This is a genomic window from Labrenzia sp. ATLA3, assembly GCF_057180185.1.
The window spans coordinates 61,574-79,314 of the sequence record NZ_JBXUKV010000004.1; the positions used below are offsets into that span (position 1 = coordinate 61,574).

General features: G+C 57.8%; 21 protein-coding genes. 11 read left to right on the forward strand and 10 right to left on the reverse strand.

Features of this window, described 5'->3' with window-relative positions; genetic code table 11:
- The first annotated feature begins 11 nt into the window (after positions 1-11).
- Entirely contained in the window at positions 12-467 is a 456-nt protein-coding gene (gene hisI / locus AC2A6O_RS11685) for a phosphoribosyl-AMP cyclohydrolase (RefSeq protein ID WP_498927181.1), read from the forward strand.
- A gap of 102 nt (positions 468-569) precedes the next feature.
- Here the strand turns inward: hisI and AC2A6O_RS11690 are convergent, their stop codons facing one another.
- Complete coding sequence (locus AC2A6O_RS11690) at positions 570-1,001, reverse strand: CBS domain-containing protein (RefSeq protein WP_148586544.1); 432 nt, start codon at positions 999-1,001, stop codon at positions 570-572.
- A gap of 281 nt (positions 1,002-1,282) precedes the next feature.
- On the reverse strand, positions 1,283-2,071 hold the full coding sequence (locus tag AC2A6O_RS11695) for a rhomboid family intramembrane serine protease (protein ID WP_148586543.1): 789 nt from the start codon (positions 2,069-2,071) through the stop codon (positions 1,283-1,285).
- A 554-nt stretch (positions 2,072-2,625) separates the two neighbouring features.
- Here AC2A6O_RS11695 and AC2A6O_RS11700 point away from each other — a divergent pair.
- The 3 genes from AC2A6O_RS11700 to AC2A6O_RS11710 all read left to right on the forward strand — a co-directional run bounded on the left by AC2A6O_RS11700 (position 2,626) and on the right by AC2A6O_RS11710 (position 5,332).
- Positions 2,626-3,273 carry a PAS domain-containing protein gene (locus tag AC2A6O_RS11700; RefSeq protein WP_148586542.1) on the forward strand — a complete coding sequence of 216 codons (648 nt, stop codon included), beginning with the start codon at positions 2,626-2,628 and terminating at the stop codon, positions 3,271-3,273.
- 366 nt (positions 3,274-3,639) lie between these two features.
- Complete coding sequence (locus AC2A6O_RS11705; RefSeq protein ID WP_148586541.1) at positions 3,640-4,275, forward strand: PilZ domain-containing protein; 636 nt, start codon at positions 3,640-3,642, stop codon at positions 4,273-4,275.
- Positions 4,276-4,774: 499 nt separating this feature from the next.
- Positions 4,775-5,332 (forward strand): transglutaminase-like cysteine peptidase, encoded by a 558-nt coding sequence (locus AC2A6O_RS11710; protein WP_286192745.1) that lies wholly within the window; start codon positions 4,775-4,777, stop codon positions 5,330-5,332.
- Between the two features lie 171 nt (positions 5,333-5,503).
- Here the strand turns inward: AC2A6O_RS11710 and AC2A6O_RS11715 are convergent, their stop codons facing one another.
- Together AC2A6O_RS11715 and AC2A6O_RS11720 are read right to left on the reverse strand one after the other, a co-directional pair.
- The gene (locus AC2A6O_RS11715) at positions 5,504-6,031 is read right to left on the reverse strand and encodes a gamma carbonic anhydrase family protein (RefSeq protein ID WP_498927185.1); all 528 of its coding nucleotides are present in this window, start codon (positions 6,029-6,031) and stop codon (positions 5,504-5,506) included.
- 6 nt (positions 6,032-6,037) lie between these two features.
- Positions 6,038-6,364, reverse strand: a complete 327-nt coding sequence (locus AC2A6O_RS11720) for a DUF6949 family protein (RefSeq protein ID WP_498927187.1) — start codon at positions 6,362-6,364, stop codon at positions 6,038-6,040.
- Between the two features lie 281 nt (positions 6,365-6,645).
- Here AC2A6O_RS11720 and AC2A6O_RS11725 point away from each other — a divergent pair, with 281 nt between their 5' ends.
- The gene (locus tag AC2A6O_RS11725) at positions 6,646-7,275 is read left to right on the forward strand and encodes a hypothetical protein (protein ID WP_498927189.1); all 630 of its coding nucleotides are present in this window, start codon (positions 6,646-6,648) and stop codon (positions 7,273-7,275) included.
- 86 nt (positions 7,276-7,361) lie between these two features.
- Here AC2A6O_RS11725 and AC2A6O_RS11730 read toward each other — a convergent pair whose 3' ends face one another.
- Both AC2A6O_RS11730 and cysE read right to left on the reverse strand, forming a co-directional pair.
- Positions 7,362-7,577, reverse strand: a complete 216-nt coding sequence (locus AC2A6O_RS11730; RefSeq protein WP_148586536.1) for a DUF3126 family protein — start codon at positions 7,575-7,577, stop codon at positions 7,362-7,364.
- Between the two features lie 112 nt (positions 7,578-7,689).
- Positions 7,690-8,526, reverse strand: coding sequence for a serine O-acetyltransferase (cysE, locus tag AC2A6O_RS11735; RefSeq protein ID WP_148586535.1), 837 nt, complete (start codon positions 8,524-8,526; stop codon positions 7,690-7,692).
- Positions 8,527-8,691: 165 nt separating this feature from the next.
- On the opposite strand from cysE, the gene AC2A6O_RS11740 reads away from it, so the two are divergent.
- On the forward strand, positions 8,692-9,504 hold the full coding sequence (locus AC2A6O_RS11740) for an enoyl-CoA hydratase-related protein (protein WP_498927191.1): 813 nt from the start codon (positions 8,692-8,694) through the stop codon (positions 9,502-9,504).
- A 129-nt stretch (positions 9,505-9,633) separates the two neighbouring features.
- Here AC2A6O_RS11740 and AC2A6O_RS11745 read toward each other — a convergent pair whose 3' ends face one another.
- Together AC2A6O_RS11745 and AC2A6O_RS11750 are read right to left on the reverse strand one after the other, a co-directional pair.
- Positions 9,634-10,518, reverse strand: coding sequence for an alpha/beta fold hydrolase (locus tag AC2A6O_RS11745; protein WP_498927193.1), 885 nt, complete (start codon positions 10,516-10,518; stop codon positions 9,634-9,636).
- Between the two features lie 69 nt (positions 10,519-10,587).
- On the reverse strand, positions 10,588-11,343 hold the full coding sequence (locus AC2A6O_RS11750) for an alpha/beta fold hydrolase (RefSeq protein WP_148586532.1): 756 nt from the start codon (positions 11,341-11,343) through the stop codon (positions 10,588-10,590).
- Between the two features lie 214 nt (positions 11,344-11,557).
- On the opposite strand from AC2A6O_RS11750, the gene AC2A6O_RS11755 reads away from it, so the two are divergent.
- The 5 genes from AC2A6O_RS11755 (at position 11,558) to AC2A6O_RS11775 (ending at position 15,286) form a co-directional block, all read left to right on the forward strand.
- Positions 11,558-11,803: a zinc-finger domain-containing protein gene (locus AC2A6O_RS11755; RefSeq protein ID WP_498927195.1), complete on the forward strand. Its 246-nt coding sequence runs from the start codon at positions 11,558-11,560 to the stop codon at positions 11,801-11,803.
- A gap of 15 nt (positions 11,804-11,818) precedes the next feature.
- Positions 11,819-13,021, forward strand: a complete 1,203-nt coding sequence (locus AC2A6O_RS11760) for an FAD-dependent monooxygenase (protein WP_498927197.1) — start codon at positions 11,819-11,821, stop codon at positions 13,019-13,021.
- A 73-nt stretch (positions 13,022-13,094) separates the two neighbouring features.
- Entirely contained in the window at positions 13,095-13,838 is a 744-nt protein-coding gene (locus AC2A6O_RS11765; protein ID WP_498927199.1) for a competence/damage-inducible protein A, read from the forward strand.
- 15 nt (positions 13,839-13,853) lie between these two features.
- Positions 13,854-14,363 (forward strand): xanthine phosphoribosyltransferase, encoded by a 510-nt coding sequence (gpt, locus tag AC2A6O_RS11770; RefSeq protein WP_148586528.1) that lies wholly within the window; start codon positions 13,854-13,856, stop codon positions 14,361-14,363.
- A 239-nt stretch (positions 14,364-14,602) separates the two neighbouring features.
- Positions 14,603-15,286: a L,D-transpeptidase gene (locus AC2A6O_RS11775; protein WP_498927202.1), complete on the forward strand. Its 684-nt coding sequence runs from the start codon at positions 14,603-14,605 to the stop codon at positions 15,284-15,286.
- A 25-nt stretch (positions 15,287-15,311) separates the two neighbouring features.
- On the opposite strand, the gene sfsA is transcribed toward AC2A6O_RS11775, so the two are convergent.
- Together sfsA and AC2A6O_RS11785 are read right to left on the reverse strand one after the other, a co-directional pair.
- Positions 15,312-16,016, reverse strand: a complete 705-nt coding sequence (gene sfsA / locus AC2A6O_RS11780; RefSeq protein ID WP_498927204.1) for a DNA/RNA nuclease SfsA — start codon at positions 16,014-16,016, stop codon at positions 15,312-15,314.
- A 62-nt stretch (positions 16,017-16,078) separates the two neighbouring features.
- Entirely contained in the window at positions 16,079-17,503 is a 1,425-nt protein-coding gene (locus AC2A6O_RS11785; protein ID WP_148587321.1) for a TrkH family potassium uptake protein, read from the reverse strand.
- Positions 17,504-17,741 lie beyond the last annotated feature (238 nt).

Consider the following 17,741-nt stretch of genomic DNA (forward strand, 5'->3'; position numbering starts at 1 on the left):
GCTTTCCCCCCATGTGCAACACTCACCTGACTGAACGCACCGACAAGCAAACGGTCGAAAACGGCGACCTGATGATGCCGAAATTCGACCGGGACGGCCTGATTGTGGCTGTCGTCACCGATGTGACGTCAGGCGAAGTGCTGATGGTGGGCTATATGAACGCCGAAGCCCTGAAGCGGACAATCGAGACCGGCGAAGCCTGGTACTGGAGCCGGTCGCGGCAAAGTTACTGGAAAAAGGGTGAAACCTCCGGCCAGATCCAGACCGTGCACGAGATCCTCACCGATTGCGATCAGGATGCCCTGGTGCTGAAGGTTTCAGTCGCTGGAAACGGCGCTACCTGCCACGTGGGATACCGCTCCTGCTTTTACAGAAGAACCGTAAGGAGCAGCGATGGCCCGGTGCGTCTGGAGCGCGTTGAAACCGAACGGGTTTATGATCCCGACGAGGTTTACGGCAAGAGCTGAAGCAGGTCGGAACCCTGCCGGAGATTATCAATAGTTTCTCAGTTGATCACCCCGGCCGCGTTTCGCACGCGCCGGGATGTCATGGTTCGAAAGCAGCTTCGCTCAAGCCATCGTGATGTAGCTGCGCATCTGCTCTGCTTCGAGCTCAACCTGCGCAATCTTGAATTTCACGACGTCACCGATGGAGATCACTCCGGTCAGTTTTCCGTCTTTCACGACGGGCATGTGGCGGAATCTGCCCTGCGTCATGTGGGCCATGACTTCGTTGATGTTGTTCTCTTCGGTGCAGGTAATAACCTTTTTGGTCATGACACTGGAAACCGGCGTTTTCAGCGCGGACACACCTTGTGTACCGATGACACGAACGATGTCCCGCTCTGATACAATCCCATTCACGGCACCATCATCATCGGAGACAACCACAGCACCGATCTTGTGTTTTGCCAGGGTTTCACAAATTTCGCTGAGCAACGCGTCGCTGCGCGCTGTGATAATTTCGTGGCCCTTCCCACTCAGGATTGCGGCTACGGTCATTCAATCACCTCCCATGGCATCAATCGGTCCGTTTTACCGGACCTGATCAACCGACGCTCAATCGGAAGCGATCAAACGTCTACAGTTGATCGACCTGAATGCAGTCTCCCAACCGGTCTCCGCAAAGAGTTTATCCGGCTACTCGACCACCTTCGCACCAACTGGCGCCGGACGTCCATCCGAATCCGGCAGGACGCCCTCCAGTCTTGAAGGTATCATGGCAAAAAAATCTGGCCGCGCAAACTATTGACGTTGCGTCTAGTGGGCTCTTGAGCCTGACTTCAGGAATTCCGCCGCTGCGGCACCGGGTCAAAGAACGGAAACAGAGCAAGGCCTGCGACGAAGCCGCCGATATGGGCTTGCCAGGCAACACTGGCCGGTTGCCCCGCGATGGGCCCGCTCATCAGGCCGAAGAACAGGTTGAGCCCGAACCACACAGCAACAAAGACAAGAACCTGCCGGTCGCGCAGGCATTCCGACAGGGATTGAGCCGGAACGAAATAGGCGGTCGGATCGTTGTTGCGGATTGCCCCTAGCGGCCCTCCGCGCTCGAACACGAAACGGATGGCGGCCGCCATCTGGCCGGAGATGGCAGCCGACGCACCGATCATCGGTGCCCCCTCGCCCCAATGGGTCGCAAGGTGAGCAAACGCGCCCCCAACCGAACAGGCTGCCGAAAACACCAGAAAGCGTCCGGCACCAAACCGTCTGGCGACAGCACTGCCGAAAATCACCATCCAGAGCAGGTTGAAAATAATATGCATGGCACCGCCATGCAGCAGACTGTAGGTGACGAAGGCCCAGAGGCTGGAGACGAGATCCAGCGGCGGCAGGCTGCTGAAATAGGCGTATTTCACCGGCCAGAAGGCGAACAGCTCCACGATCAGATTGGACAGGTTCACCGGAAGGATCATTTCCCGCAGAACATGGATCGCAATCAGAATTCCGCTCAGCCAGACAATGACGCTCGGCAAATTGAAGACAGGCGGACCGGACGGCCGTTGAGGACGCTTTTCCTTCTGGGCTTGCTCGCGCCGGGCGCGTTCTTCATCGATGCGGTAAACGTTCATGGATCCTCTGCCTTTCGTGTCTTTCTTCTAAGCCAGATCGAAGACAAAACAAGAGTGGTTCGACCGCCGGATGCCGGGAAACCGGGAAATGGTGAATTTGATTTGCCGGTTCCCTTGCCCAAAGGGCTCGGAAAATACAAAGCGCCGGCCACCCAGAAGGTTGCCAGCGCTTTGCGATGCCCCCCAAAACCGGTCGCGTCCCCACGACGCCCGTTCAGGACAATTGTTCACTCTGGTCGGCGCTTGTTTTGCCGAGGCAGCTTTTGGCGGCTGTCCTATCGGCCCGCGGCCTGACCTGCAACACCAGGTTCCTCCCACCCGCTGTTTGTATGAACTGATTGTTAAGCTGCCAGCCCAAATGCCGCAAAACAAGCTTTACTGAAAATTAACCTTAATTCCCGGCCTGACTGTTCACTTTCGATCCGCCAGCACTTGGCACGCCCCCTGCTTTGTAGAGCTCAAAAACCAACAGGGAAACATTTTCGTCCCGTTTTGAAACAGACACTGTCTTGAGACGAAACACCGGGCGCAAGAATGGGAAAGAGGCGAACCAGATGAAACACGGCGTAACGCAAACTCTTTACAACTACTGGGACAATCTTCGCGGCGCCCGCCCCGCGCCGAACCGCAGCGAAGTCGATCCGGGTGAAATCCGTGGCCTGCTCGGCGACACTTTCATTCTCGAAACGAATGGCCCGAAGGACGTGCGCTACCGCCTGGCCGGAACGCGTCTGTGTTCCGCGCATTGCCGGGAGCTCAAGGGCCGCAACTTCCTGCGCGGCTGGAACGTGAAAGACCGTGAGGCGCTGGAAAGCCTGCTTGCCGCCATAACCGAAGACGCCGCTGCCGCCGTGATCGGCATCAATGGCCACACGGAACGCGGACAGATCCTGCAAATGGAAATGTTGCTGGTTCCGCTGAACGTTCCCGGCGAAGGCAGGATCCGGGTGCTGGGCAGCTGTACCCCCATGGAAAAACCCTATTGGATCGGCCTGCATCCCATTTTGAGCCAGTCCGTCAGCAGCCTTCGCCTGGTCTGGCCGGATGAGCGGCCCTATTTCGTGGATTCTCCGGCAGCGACACTCAATCCGATCCTGCCGCGCTTCACGGCCGAAGGCATGGCCATGCCGACGCCGCCCCTGCCGACCGGTGCGGAGCGCAAGGTCGGACATCTGACCGTCTATTCGGGCGGGAAGTCCTGACGCGAACCGCGCATCTGGCGCTGTAGTTTCCCCGTTTGCACAACGACATCGGCCCGGCTGAGAATCAGTCGGGCCGATGTGTGTTGCCCCTTCGTCAATTTGCAGACGTTTCAGGATGAAATAAGAAGGACCTTCCGGACTTTTACTCCCGATTTCTTTCGCCTAAAGGCGTCTATCCTCTGGAAATACCGGCATATTGGCCACGCCCGCATTTTTATCCACGCCAAGTCTGGACCTGAGCCGCTTCTGGGCTACACTCTTACACATCGTTAACCCCAGCTACCTAAAGTGCATTAACAGACGTCTTTTGAATCGCATCTCAGCCGGGGACAGTGCGATTTCCGCATCGTTTTGGATAAAATGGGCATGAGCGCCGGAGTGGCAACAGCAACCGAAGGAAGCAGATCGCTTCAAGTCACTGACCGCCGGCGCCATCAACGTGTCCAGGTCAATATTCTGGGCCGCTTCATGCTGGAAGACCGGCGTGAATATCCCTGTCAGGTCGTCGACATGTCGCCAGGCGGCATGGCCATGATTACACCCGTCACCGGCAGGGTCGGTGAACGCGTGATTGCCTACCTCGACCATTTAAGCCGCGTCGAAGGCACGATCTCCCGCCTCATCGATGGTGGCTTTGCAGTCGAGCTGCGCAACACTGTGCGCAAACGTGACAAGATCGCCAACGTTCTCACCTGGCTCGCAAACCGGGATGAGCTCAATCTTCCCGAAGACCGGCGCCACGACCGTTTCGTTCCCAAAAATCCGATGACCAAGATGATCCTGCCAGACGGCTCGGAGCATGTCTGCCGGATAATAGATGTGTCCCTGTCCGGTGCAGCTATCGCGACGGATATCGTTCCGGAAATGGGCGACCCGATCACGCTCGGAAAGATGCAGGCGCGTGTCATTCGACGCATTGAAGGTGGCATTGCTGTCGAATTTGCAGCCGTGCAGAGCCGCGAATTGCTGGAACACCACATATCGTCATCAGAAGAAAGCTGACAGGCGCTTTCCTGTCTGCCGCAAGTGGTTGCGTACCATGTTGACGGACCCGGCTTCAGCCGGGTCTTTTTGTTTCTACTCGGCGTTTCGGGCGACAGATCTCCTTCTCAGACTGCTCCCATCCAAAAAAATTCAAAAAATTTTCGCTGCCTTTTCCCACCCCCAGAGTGCGAAAAAATGCCTGTTTCGGCTCGCCATGTGACTAGTTTAAAGCCCAGTTTCAGCCACCTGATTAGCGCCAAAATCCATATATTTCAGAGACTTCTAGAGGATAGATCAAATTTTATGAAAGTTTTCTTCTAACTTGAATCAAAGTAAATTCAAATAACGATAAAATTAAGATCAAACACCTTTAAAATACAGATAGAGTTTTACTTTGGAGATTTTCCCCAAGTAAAAATCATTCCGTCATCGTTGCGTCAGCCTTGGGGAGGGCGTTACGATGAAATTACTTCACAGAACTGTACTCGCATCTGTAATTTTACTGTCGTGCACTGTCATGGGATCGATTGCACAGGCAGATCCCGGTCGCTTCATGGACATGAGGACGGTCGTCAAACCGCCGGTCGGCTATGAGCAATTCTGCCGCGACAACGCCTGGGCGTGTCCGAAGGAAAAATATAAGGCGGTTGTCGTGAAGCTGGACGAAACCCGCTGGAACGAACTCATTGCCGTCAACAAGGAAGTCAATCACCGGATTCGCCCGATGACCGATCAGGATCTCTTCGGCAAGGAAGAGTACTGGACGTATCCGGTAAACGGTTATGGCGACTGCGAGGAATATGTCCTTGAGAAACAACGCGTGCTGATGGAGGCCGGCTGGCCCAAGAGTGCCCTGCTCATCACCGTCGCCAAGGACACGCAGAATTCGGGACACGCAGTGCTGACGGTTCGGACCGACCATGGCGACATGATCCTCGACAACCAGATCGAGGCGGTCTTGCCCTGGTACTCGACCCCCTACCGCTACATCAAGCGTCAGTCCGCCAGCTCGCCCGTGCAGTGGACAGGCATCTCCGACACGCGTGTGACCACCGTCAGTAGCGTGTCCAACTAGGATTGGGATTGGTCCGGCGTCAGCCGGCCTCTAGGACGATCCGGTCGCGTCCCCACCCTCCCCATCCCTACCACGACCGGATCCAGGGAACCGACCAGCGCCCCCCGCAGGTCGGTTCCCGCCTTTTCAGGCAAGTCGAAGGGCTGTTCGAGAGGAACGCGCCAGTAGGGATCAGAGTTCGCGCAGTCCGGACTTGAAACGGCGCCAGTTCCGCACGTAGCCGTCAGCGGAATTCGCAATACCGTTCGCCGCTTCCAGCGGCAGTGTCTTCACCACCCTGCCTGGCACGCCCACCACAAGTGAATTGTCCGGAATTTCCTTGCCTTCAGCGATAAGGGCATTCGCTCCAATGATGCAGTTGGAGCCGATGACAGCACCGTTGAGGACGGTCGCCCCCATGCCAATCAGCGAATTGTCCTTGATCGTGCAGCCATGCAAGATGGCCTTGTGTCCGATCGTGCAATTGGCCCCGATGGTCAATGGAAAGCCCATGTCCGTGTGGAAGACGCAGCCATCCTGCACATTGGAGCGCATGCCGACGGTAATCGGCTCGTTGTCACCGCGCAGAACCGCGTTGAACCAGACACTTGCCGCTTCATGCAGGATGATATCGCCGATCAGCGTTGCATTCGGCGCGATCCAGTATTCATCGTTTTCAGGAAAAACGGGCGAACGTCCATCAAGAGCGAAGACAGGCATGAAACCTCAGATGTAACCGATCATAATCAGGGCGACGTTGATCACCATTACACCGGAACACATGCTCCACATACCGGCGATGGTGGAAGAGGCAACCAGCCAGCCCACCGGCCGCTTTTCGATCCTGCGTCCACGGATGGCATTGCGCATGATGATGAAGGGTCCGGCGAACACGCACAGGAACATACCTGCAAGAAACGACAGGAGCCCCTCGCCGTCTACGGCGAACTTCGGCGGCTGCTTCGTGATCAACTGATAAAGACTACCCAGCACACCCGACGCTACAAATCCGGCGCATGCGATGTATCCAACGATTAGAAGATTGAACAGCACGCCCGTTAACCCCTTATTAACTGTTTCCTGCGGAAAGTGATTAAGAATTCATAAAGGATCAAGAGCAAAGACCGTGCCGGAATGGCAAATGCGCCGAATCCCCGCAATTAAACCACCTGGAGCGGCATTGACACCTTCCCTTTGCGAGACACCTGTGCCGTTTCTGGACACTCTGTCCCAGAAAAGCGCACACGAACCAAGGGGCTGAAGTCGTGATACCCGTCTCCTTGCCAGGGCCAATCAGGACGGATCCCCGCCACTTCACATGGCTGGCTTTGGCAATGTGCGTACTGGGCACGGCTCACATAGCCGGCAAGGTCTACACGTGGTCGTTCGGCTGGCCTGCTGAGGCAAGCGTCAGACAAGACCAGCCTGTACACTTTGCCATTGGCCCGACACGCTTTGAATTGCCTCTTAACCTGATCGCGACAGCCTTTCAGAAACGGCAGGCCCTTGGGGGAGACGCTGAATTTGCCACCCTGCGGCTGAACCTTGACTGGTCTCCCGGCAAATCAGATGACGGCGATAAAGGCTGGAAGTATCCGGTAAAAATCCAGGTCGACCTCGAGAGCAATCCAGGCCGGGAAAGTTTGCGGGCGAGGCTTGATCCGTTCTACAGGCGCCTGGCACGGGGCGGCGAGAAGAGAGGCCCCGCAGGCCTGAAGGTGCTGACATTGTCTGCGCGCCGCGCCCCGGCAACCGATATCATTGCCTACGACCCGACCGTGCAGAACGGCTTTATCGTTCGCTGCCGGAAAGACTCCTCTTCCGGAAAGGCTCGCTGTCATCGCGCAATCGTGTTCGCCTCCGGCCTGGAGCTGCGCTACAGCTTCGATCAGTCGCTTTTACCTGACTGGCGCCGTCTGGACGCGGACGTCGTTGCCAGCATTGAAGGCTATCAGATCAAATAACCGGGTTCGTCCGATTGGACAGAGCATGAAAAAGGCGGCTTCCCAAGGGAGCCGCCTTTTTCATGTCGCGATCGAAAGTCTGAAGCTCAGACTTCGTCCAGGTCGATTTCCAGGATTGCCATCTGGAAGTTCCAGCTGAGGTCTTCATCCTCATCATCCCGAAAGATGACGCCGATGAATTCATCGCCGATATAAACCTCCGCAGAGTCGTCCTTGCGCGGACGGGCCTGCACCTTGATGTTCTTGTTCTCGAACTTCAAACGCAGATAGGCTTCGATCTTTCGGATCTCATCGGGTTTCACGGCGCTCTCCTGCTCTTTTCTTTCAGCATCATTCTGGCGCGGACCCTACAGGAGCAAACGGAAATGCCAAAGCCCTTCCGCAAGCTTTCCCCGTCTTCCTGAAACCGGAATTTCAATTCGATTGACCGCCATAATCGCCCAGTAGCTGATTCATGCTGCGGGCCGGTTCTGCGCATCCTGCTTTTCCGACGATCTTGGCAGGAACCCCGGCAACAGTGGTGTTCGCAGGCACGTCCTGAAGCACGACCGATCCCGACGCAATGCGTGAGCAATGACCGATTTCCAGATTGCCCAGCACCTTGGCCCCTGCCCCGAGCAGGACTCCACGGCGGATTTTCGGATGACGGTCGCCATCTTCCTTGCCTGTGCCGCCAAGGGTCACCCCCTGCAGGATCGAGACATCGTCTTCGATCACGGCGGTCCCGCCAACGACGATCCCCGTGCCATGATCGATGAAGATACCTTGCCCGACGGGAACAGCCGGATGGATATCGATCTGGAAAACTTCCGAGCAACGGCTTTGCAGATAAAGCGCAAAATCCTTGCGCCCCCGGCGCCAGAGCCAGTTTGCCAACCGGTGCGTCTGCAATCCATGAAAGCCCTTGAAGTAAAGCACGGGCTCCAGGAAACGGAAGCATGCCGGATCGCGGTCGAAGACGGCAACAATGTCGACGCGGAAGATCTTAGCCAGCTCGGGCTCGTCGGCCAGCGCTTCAAGGTAGGTCTGGCGGATCAGCGATGCGGAAACGATGTCCCGGCCCAGCCGGTCGCCAAGGCGATGAACCACGGCCTCTTCCAGGCTGTCGTGATTCAGAACCGTTTCATAAACGAAGGACGACAGGGCCGGCTCTGCCACGACCATCGCTTGTGCTTCATCCCGCAACTGATGCCAGACCGGATCATGCGTCGGAACTTCTTTCAAACCGGTCTTGCCGATCGGTGCTGACATGGCCTGTCTCCTTTTCAAGCCGTCACGAGTGGCCCTTAAAATAGGACTGTCGTCTGATTTTCCCAAATCAAACTTCCTGATATCAGATATGACTGTCTCGAATGAACCCTGATACCCGAAGATTTTCAGCACCTTGCGAACTGAATCGTATTTTGAGGTTAAGTCATGCCTACGCAAACGTCCCAAACAGCCACTTCCGGCAACCCCATGGTGGTTCGCAGCGGTCAGATTGCAGAACTTGTGCTGAACTCACCGGACAGGAAAAACGCCCTGCCGCTCGCCGCCTGGCAGGCAATCCCGGCCGTGCTAGCCGAACTGGCGCAGGATCCTGTCATGCGGGTTTGCATTGTGCGCGGCGCTGGAGGCAAAAGCTTTTGCGCAGGGGCCGACATATCGGAATTCGAAGCCATCCGCTCCACACCGGAAGCCGCCAAATACTATGACGACATTAACGTCGCGGCCTTCAAGGCTCTGAAGGTTCTGCCGATTCCGGTCATTGCGGCAATCGAAGGCCCCTGCCTTGGCGGCGGCCTGGGCATCGCACTCGCCTGTGACCTGCGTATCGCAACACGCTCTGCCTTCTTCGCCATTCCCGCAGCCCGGCTCGGCCTTGCCTATCCGCCCGAAGCGCTCGGCGATCTACTGGAAGCTGTTTCGCCCTCCAACGCCAAGAGACTGCTGTTTTCGGCCGAGCGACTGACGGCGGAAAAGGCGCTCGACATGGGCCTCGTCAACGAAGTGGTGGAAGACAGTGAGCTGAACCATCGCATCGAAGCGCTGAGTGCAGCTCTGTGCGCCAATGCACCTCTGTCTCTGAAGGCAGCAAAGCAGGCGATCAACAGGCTTGCGCAACCCGGCGATCAGACAGATGCAGCCCTCGACCTCGTCAACGCACAGGCCTGCATCGACAGCGCTGACTATCGCGAAGGCTGCAGGGCCTTTCTGGAAAAAAGAGCACCAGTGTTTACCGGCAACTGACAGCGCCCGACGCCGTGAAACAAGCTTGAATCAACCTCTGAACCTTTCGGACCAGACAGTTGAAACGACTCTTTTTTCGCGCGCGGCCGCGAGACACATGTCTGTCGGTGATTGTTTACCCAACCAGTCTCAGGCCATGGCCGCGTCGGATTTCAGCGCGATCAGGAAGTCTTCTACGGCCCCGGCGAACACGTCATTGCGATCACCGGCAACCATGTGGCCGGCGTCGCGGATATCCGTGAATTTCGCGTGGGGGACCTGCGCCTGAAATTCGCGCACATGGTCCATCGAAACCAATTCGGAATTCTGTCCCCGGATCAGCAAAACCGGCAGCGACAGATTGCCGGCCGCTGCCAGCATGCGTTGCTGGCTTTCCGCCGCCATAGCGTCATCCTGATGATGTTTGGACTTCAGGAACGCCGGGTCCCAGTGCCAACGATACCGGCCATCGGCATGGAGACGAAGATTTTTAGAGAGGCCGGACAGGTCCTTCGGCCGGGAGCGGTTTGGCAGATAGCGGGCAATCGCATCGGCGGCCTCTTCCACGTCGGCAAAGCCATCATCGACCCTGTCGCCCATGAAACCCAGGATCTTGGCAACTCCGCCCATATCGATCCGCGGCGTGATGTCGACCAGCACCAGTGCCGACAGGCCACCGGTGTTTTCCTGCCCTTCCGCCAGCATGCCGGCAAAGCCACCCAGCGACGCACCGACGACAACCGGTCGGGCCTTATGCAGGGCTTCAACCTGCCGTGTGACGGCAACCAGGTCCTTGGCGAAATCGTCGAATGTGTAATTGCCGGAGGCAACCCAGTCACTCTCTCCGTGCCCGCGCTGATCGAGCGAATAGACCGGGTGGCCGAGGTCCGCGATCCTGCGCGCCGCTCCGTCCCAGGAATGCCTCGTCTGGCCGCCACCGTGGAGCATGATCACCGGCAGGTCGCCCAGTCCGTAGCGGTCTGCAACCAGACTGTTCTTCTCCGCCCCCAGCATTTCAACACGCTTCGGCCCCATGCAACCTCCCTCGATGCCCGATCACCTTCGCTAAACGCCTGTCAGGGCGTTGTGCGGCGGCGTCAAACCTTACGCTTCAACATTGTTCAGGAACGCCAGAACGCCCTGTTTGTGAACCTTGTCCCCCACAGCAACCATGTGATCGCGGCCCGGGATCTCGAGAACCTCCGCATGCGGGATCAATGACGCCAACTTGTGCGGCGACCCGGCAATGTCATCCTTCGTGCCAACGGCAATCAGAACGGGTCGCTCGATGCGCGCGACATCTTCCTCGCTGATTTTCTGTCGTGAGGAACGCATACAGGCAGCCAGGGCCCGCCGGTCAGATCCTGTCTGCTCCGCAAAAGCCCTGAAGGCCCGCCCTGTGCGGTCGGACACATCCTGAATGCGGTCGGTCTCAAGCGCAGTTGCGATCGGCTCCGGATCGCCGATACCGGAAATCATGCCGTAGCCAAGGCCGCTGAAGATCGCGCGCCGAACCCTGCCCGGATGATTGAGGGTCAGAAATGCGGAAATCCTCGCTCCCATGGAGTAGCCCATGACGTCGGCGCGTTCGATGTTCAGATGATCAAGCAGGCGCTTGGCGTCCTCTGCCATCACGGGCGCGCCATAGGCGGCCGGATCGTAGAACTTCTGGCTGTCTCCATGGCCGCGATTGTCGATGGTGATCACACGCCTGCCATCATCCACCAGCAGGTCGACCCAACCGGGATACTGCCAGTTCACCTGCTTGTTGGATGCAAACCCGTGGATCAGCAGGATAGGGTCGCCCTCGCCTTTATCCTGATAAGCGATCCTCACACCGTCGAACTCGAATTGCGGCATCTGAGACTTTAACCTTTACGTAAACGGAATACCTAATTGCAAGGTAGAGTAAGAGGTTTAGGCTGCGAAGGTAAAGCCCCATTCCCGCTTCAGGTGAAGGCGGCCTGCGCTTGTGGATCGCAGAATACGGGTCTACCCATATATTTTACAAATGGATATGGTCCTCAAAATTTGCTATCGGGGTCCCAACCTTTAGAGACAGAGGAATTTCAACATGGCGGATCATGTCGTCCCGCATTTCCAGAACTCCAGCGGACACGATTCGGTGGCCATAGGCGCACGAGAATTCATGTGCATCGGCGCAAATCCTCCGTTTGATCACCCGCATGTGTTTCTGGACATGGGCAGTGAGAACGAAGTGGTCTGCCCCTATTGTTCCACGCTCTACAAGTTCGATGCGACGCTGCGGGCAACCGAATCCTCGCCTTCAGACTGCACCTGGGCACCCGCTGCCGCATAAATTATTGGTCTGTGCATGAGCAACAATGGCGAGATCGGGCTTCCGATCATCATTGCCGGGGCCGGCATCGGCGGTCTCACGGCCGCCCTCAGCCTGCGCGCTCAAGGTCATGAGATCGTCCTTATAGACAAGGCGCGGCAACTGTCGGAAGTTGGCGCCGGTCTGCAGCTTTCGCCCAATGCCTGCTCCGTGCTGGACCAGCTTGGTCTTCTGGAAGATCTGGCCCCCTTCGCATATGCCCCCGATTTTGTGAAAATCTGGTCGGCAAAATCCGGAGACGAGCTGGCCAGGGTCAGCATGGGCACTTTCCTGAAGGAGCGTCACGGCTATCCCTTCTGGGAAATCCACCGGGCAGATCTGCAGCGCGTTCTGCTGGACCGGGTGAAAGCCACCGAAGGTATTTCCATCCGCCTTTCCAGCGAAGTGCTCGATCTGGAATCCACTCCCTACGACCACCTTGTCTGCATTTTCCAGGATGACGAGATCACCGGAAACCTGCATTGCAAGGCACTTATCGGTGCAGACGGTGTCTGGTCCAAAACCCGTCGGCTCATTCCCGGGCATGAAGATGCACATTTCAGCGGCCAGGTCGCCTACAGGGCAACGGTACCGATCGATGCAGTTCCTGAGCGCTGGCAGCGGGATGCGGGCCTGTGGTTCCACAAGAGCGCCCATCTGGTGCATTATCCGGTTCGCGGCAGACGGGAACTCAACATCGTCGGGCTTGTCCAGGAATCCTGGAAGGACGAAACCTGGTCTGCAAAGGCCGACAAGGAAACTCTTCTGAAGATCTTCCGGGACTGGCCGACAGAAGTTCGCAACCTGCTGACAATCCCTGAAACCTGGTTGAAATGGGCGCTTTGCAGCGTGAGCGCCGCGGGTCCCTGGACCCATGGCAACATTGCGCTGATCGGTGATGCTGCGCATGCCATGCTGCCGTTCATGGCCCAGGGCGCCGCAATGTCCATAGAAGATGCCGCGGTGCTGGCGCAGCATATGCCGCAAGACGTTGATAACATTCCCGCTGCGTTCAGGGCCTTCGAGCGGCAACGCAAACATAGGGTTCAGCATATCCAGGGCATTTCCTTCAAGAATGCCCGCACGTTTCACTACGGCGGCGCGATGGCCTTTGCCCGCGACACCGTCCTGCGTCTGTCGAAACCGGAAAGCCTCGCCGCCCGGTTCGACGATATTTATGGCTGGACTCCTGGGCAATAAGCCCGCTTTCGCTTGAGCCCAGCCTCAAGCTGGGATAAAGCCAATCCCCATCCATGTGTCAGGGAGTGCGAAGATGACCGGTCAGAGGGCAGATGACGTCGTAACGGCTGCGTTTCTGGTCATCGGTGACGAGATCCTGTCCGGCCGCACGAAGGACAAGAACATCGGCTTTCTCGCCGATTACCTGACAGCGCTCGGTATCGACCTGAAGGAAGTCCGTATCGTCCCGGACGAAACACCGGAAATTGTCGGTGCGGTCAACGCGCTGCGGGCACGTTACGACTACGTGTTCACCTCCGGGGGCATCGGCCCGACTCACGACGACATCACTGCGGAAAGCATCGCTGAAGCGTTCGGGGTGCCCCTGAACCTCGATCCGCGCGCCGTCGCCATCATGGAACCCCATTACCCGCCGGGACAATTCACTCCGGCCCGTCAACGGATGGCCCGGATTCCGGAAGGTGCCGACCTCATTGAAAACAAGGTCTCCAAGGCCCCCGGCTTCCGAATGGAGAATGTCCACGTCATGGCAGGCGTTCCCTCCATCATGCAGGCGATGATGGACGCACTCGCACCTGACCTGAAGACCGGCAAGAAGATGCTGTCCGAAACGGTTGCGGCCGACATGCCCGAGAGCCGTATCGCCGAGCGCCTCGCCGCCATTCAGGACGCACATCCGCAAACCTTGATCGGCTCCTATCCGAGAGCAACGGACGGCAAGTTCAGCACACAAATCGTAATCCGCTCGCGTGACGAAGCCATACTGATGGCCGCGAAAAAGGATGTGGCCGAAGCAGTCGCAGACCTATCGGGATAATCTGAAGGACTAGAAATGGAAAACCCAGCCCAAAACAAAGCATTCCCTGTGTCCTGGGACATGTTTCACAGAGATTCCCGCGCTCTGGCATGGCGCCTGTCGAGCGAAGGCAAATGGAAAGCCATCGTCTGCATCACCCGTGGCGGACTGGTACCGGCCGGCATCGTTGCACGCGAACTCGGCATCCGCACGATCGAAACCGTCTGCATTGCCTCCTATCATGATTACGACAGCCAGGGGTCGCTCAAGGTCATCAAGCCGGTCGATCCCAAGGTCGTCGATCTGGAGGACGGCGAAGGCAGCGGTGTTCTGGTCATCGATGATCTGGTCGACACCGGCAAGACCATGAAGGTTGTTCGCGAGATGCTGCCGAAGGCGCATTACGCGACCGTTTATGCAAAGCCGGTCGGCGTGCCCATGGTCGACACTTTCATTACTGAAGTTTCGCAGGATACCTGGATCTACTTCCCATGGGACATGGGTTGGCAGTTTCAGCCGCCACTTGCCAAGGAAACGGCGGGCTGAACCACGCTCTGCGGTAAGGTCCAGCAACTGTTCCGCGTGCTCGGAACATCTTCTGATAATTCGACAATCGACCGGTCAGACTTCGCGTTTGGCCGGTCGATTTGCGCCTGGGCCACAACAACTTTCCGTTAAGGCAGCTAAGGCTGGCGGGAGAAAAAACACGACAAATCAGAACTTTGGCGCTTGTCGTGCGTTCTCTTCTGGAAAACACCCTACCTCAGCCCAATTCGGAAACCGGAATGCTCACCAGACGTTTGTTCCTCGCCTCCGCCGCAGCCGCTCTTGTGACCGGCTGCGCTTCCAGTCAGCGAACCGGGCAACTTGCTCCAGGCCCCACCTACACATCCAATGGGCCGGGTGGGCCTGTTCGCATTGCGCCCGAGTATCTTCAGATGTACCGGGCAATGCCTGAAGAGCCCTACCCGATCCCGGCTGTCGATCTGTCCAAGATCAATCCGGTCTACTACCGCCAACTGGTCAACTACTCCGCTCCCGAACCTGCCGGCACGATCATCGTCGACACGCCCAACCGGTTTCTCTATCTGACCATGGAGGGCGGCCAGGCAATGCGGTATGGCGTCGGTATCGGCCGGGAGGGGTTTGCCTGGGGCGGTCGTGCGCGCATCGCCCGCAAGGCCGCCTGGCCCAAGTGGACCCCGCCTGCTGAAATGATCGAGCGCCAGCCCGAACTGGAGAAATACAGGAACGGCATGCCGCCAGGTCTCGACAATCCCTTGGGTGCGCGGGCGCTCTATATTTTTGAAGGCAACCGCGACACGCTCTACCGCCTGCATGGCACGTCGGAAACCTGGTCCATCGGCAAGGCCGTGTCATCAGGCTGTGTGCGCCTGCTCCAGCAGGACATCATCGATCTTTACAACCGTGTGCCAAAAGGCACGCCGATTGTCGTAAGGCAGGCGTGATTGCTACCGGGCCTCTGACCTTAACTCAGACAAGGATCTCAACCGGCTTGACCGCATCGATGCCGTCAAGCCGGACATCGCAGCCGATTGCAAAGACTTCCACCCCGGCGCGTCTGGCATCGGCAAAGGCTGCCGCATAGGCGGGGTCGATATCGTCCGCCAGGCTCATCCGGCTGCAATCAGGCCGCTGCACCAGAAACACCATCGCTGCCCGATGGCCCTCGGCCACCATGTCGCTCAGTTCCACGAGATGCTTCGCACCGCGCGCGGTGACGCTGTCGGGGAACTCGGCAAGTCCTGCGTCCCGCATCAGGTGAACGTTCTTCACTTCCACGTAGGTCTTTGCCCCGTCGGAACCTTCCAGCAGAATGTCGATGCGCGAGTTCTTGCCGTATTTCACTTCACGGCGCAGGGTTTCATATCCTGCAAGCTCGGCAATACGCTCTGCCTCAAGCGCCTCTTCCACCAGTTTGTTGGGATGCGCCGTGTTGATCCCCACCAGAGCGCCGTCCGCCTCAATCACTTCCCAGGAATATTTGAGCTTTCGTTTCGGATTGTCAGAAGTTGACAGCCAGACCCGCGCGCCCGGTTCCTTCAAACCGAGCATAGACCCCGGGTTGGCGCAATGCGCCGTGATTGCACCGCCGTCGTCATCCAGAACAACATCGGCCAGAAAGCGCTTGTAACGCTTGACCAGACGGCCACTGACAAGCGGCGTGGAAAACTTCATGACAAGTCTCTCTCATGCAGAACGAGGCCGGACGGCCCCGTTGGTTCAGGTGAGCCGGAGGGTCACTTGGACCAGAAATCCGGGTCAAGAAGGACAAGGATCGTGAACAGCTCGAGGCGGCCGACCAGCATCGCAAAGGACAACAGCCACTTGGCGCCGTCCGGCAAGGGGGCAAAATGACCGGCAGGTCCGATCACCGGTCCCAGCCCCGGGCCGACGTTGCCAACCGAAGTCGCCGCGGCGGAAATGGCGGTGACCAGATCCAGATCGAAAAAGGACAAGGCAACCGTGATGATGCCGACAGACCCCATGTAAACGACGAGGAAAGCCAGAACCGAGAAGGACAATTCAGGCGTCAGTCTGGTGCCACCGTATTCTTCCGACATGATCCGGTGTGGCCGTACCATGCGGCGCAAATGGGCGCGAACTGTCCCGAAGAACACCAGAAAGCGGAAAATCTTGATGCCGCCTGTGGTCGAACCTGTGCAACCGCCGACGAACATCAACAACAGCGCTATCCCGACAACCGGTGCGCCCCATTGCGAATAGTCGCCCAGCGCGTAGCCGGTTCCAGTGACGATGGAGACCACGTTGAAGGTGGCCCTCAGCAGAGCATCGTCAAAGGGAAAGTGCATATTGAGGCCGAGGTAGACGGTCAGCGTCATCGCCACGACGGCCAGGAACCCGAGAAGCGCCCTCACCTGCGGATCGCGCCAGAGCAAGAGCGGATGACCGCGCAAGGCCTGCACGATAAGCACGAACGGCAGGGCGCCAATGACCATGAAGACAATCGCAACCCAGCCGGACGCCGGATTGGTGAAATACCCGAAGGACAGGTCGTGGGTGGAAAACCCGCCCGTCGATATCGTGGTCAGGGCGTGATTGAAGGCATCGAACAGGTCAATGCCGGTCATCAGGTAGGCGACGATACACAGGAAGGTCAGAAACAGGTAGGCAAGCCCGATCAGGCGGATCAGTTCAACCGAGCGGCTGACGATCTTTTCGGACCGGTCGGAATTCTCACTCTGGAAAAGCTGCATACCGCCGATCCTCAGGAACGGCAGCAGCACGATGGCCATGACGATGATACCGACACCGCCCATCCACTGCATCAGCGAACGCCAGACCAGCAATCCCGGAGGCAGACTGTCGATACCCGTCAGAACGGTGGACCCGGTGGTGGTAAAGCCGGAGACCGCCTCAAATACCGCGTCGGCATAACCAATGCCCAGCCACAGAAACGGCAACGCGCCGAAGGCGGGCAAGGTGGTCCAGGCAAGCGTGGTGAGAACAAACGTCTGTCGGGTATCCAGCCCCTCGCGCAGCGACCCGCCGACGGCAAGAGACAGCAGCATGCCGATCATGCCCGTCAGAAGCGCGGAAAAGACAAAGGCCTGCCAATCAGCGTTTTTCTGGGCCACGTCCACGATTGCCGGAATGAGCATGGCTGTTGCCAGGCCGACATACAGAAATCCGAGAACGTTCAAAACTGGTCTGAGAGAAATCAAGTATCAGTCATCCCGAAAAGCACTGTGCAGATCGACCTTTCCATGAACTGCCGAACCAACCACTCGTCCTAACGCCTTTCCGCCGATTTTCCAATGGCTTTGGAGCGCGTTCCCCGGAAGATGACAGCGACCGCCATCCCCCTCTTGATCAATGCCAGGCCTGGTGAGGACCGGCGACGGTGCCTGGCTTCGCTTTCGGCAGAGGTGTAGCCGAAAC

Bases quoted from the DNA above. Each gene is read 5' to 3' on its own strand.
- AC2A6O_RS11690 (WP_148586544.1), bottom strand. From the start codon at position 1,001: ATGACCGTAGCCGCAATCCTGAGTGGGAAGGGCCACGAAATTATCACA.
- sfsA (WP_498927204.1), bottom strand. From the start codon at position 16,016: ATGAAGTTTTCCACGCCGCTTGTCAGTGGCCGTCTGGTCAAGCGTTAC.
- AC2A6O_RS11695 (WP_148586543.1), bottom strand. From the start codon at position 2,071: ATGAACGTTTACCGCATCGATGAAGAACGCGCCCGGCGCGAGCAAGCC.
- AC2A6O_RS11715 (WP_498927185.1), bottom strand. From the start codon at position 6,031: ATGCCTGTCTTCGCTCTTGATGGACGTTCGCCCGTTTTTCCTGAAAAC.
- AC2A6O_RS11750 (WP_148586532.1), bottom strand. From the start codon at position 11,343: ATGCCGCAATTCGAGTTCGACGGTGTGAGGATCGCTTATCAGGATAAA.
- AC2A6O_RS11740 (WP_498927191.1), top strand. From the start codon at position 8,692: ATGCCTACGCAAACGTCCCAAACAGCCACTTCCGGCAACCCCATGGTG.
- AC2A6O_RS11725 (WP_498927189.1), top strand. From the start codon at position 6,646: ATGTGCGTACTGGGCACGGCTCACATAGCCGGCAAGGTCTACACGTGG.
- gpt (WP_148586528.1), top strand. From the start codon at position 13,854: ATGGAAAACCCAGCCCAAAACAAAGCATTCCCTGTGTCCTGGGACATG.
- AC2A6O_RS11760 (WP_498927197.1), top strand. From the start codon at position 11,819: ATGAGCAACAATGGCGAGATCGGGCTTCCGATCATCATTGCCGGGGCC.
- AC2A6O_RS11710 (WP_286192745.1), top strand. From the start codon at position 4,775: ATGGGATCGATTGCACAGGCAGATCCCGGTCGCTTCATGGACATGAGG.
- AC2A6O_RS11745 (WP_498927193.1), bottom strand. From the start codon at position 10,518: ATGGGGCCGAAGCGTGTTGAAATGCTGGGGGCGGAGAAGAACAGTCTG.
- AC2A6O_RS11705 (WP_148586541.1), top strand. From the start codon at position 3,640: ATGAGCGCCGGAGTGGCAACAGCAACCGAAGGAAGCAGATCGCTTCAA.
- hisI (WP_498927181.1), top strand. From the start codon at position 12: ATGTGCAACACTCACCTGACTGAACGCACCGACAAGCAAACGGTCGAA.
- AC2A6O_RS11755 (WP_498927195.1), top strand. From the start codon at position 11,558: ATGGCGGATCATGTCGTCCCGCATTTCCAGAACTCCAGCGGACACGAT.
- cysE (WP_148586535.1), bottom strand. From the start codon at position 8,526: ATGTCAGCACCGATCGGCAAGACCGGTTTGAAAGAAGTTCCGACGCAT.
- AC2A6O_RS11700 (WP_148586542.1), top strand. From the start codon at position 2,626: ATGAAACACGGCGTAACGCAAACTCTTTACAACTACTGGGACAATCTT.
- AC2A6O_RS11765 (WP_498927199.1), top strand. From the start codon at position 13,095: ATGACCGGTCAGAGGGCAGATGACGTCGTAACGGCTGCGTTTCTGGTC.
- AC2A6O_RS11775 (WP_498927202.1), top strand. From the start codon at position 14,603: ATGCTCACCAGACGTTTGTTCCTCGCCTCCGCCGCAGCCGCTCTTGTG.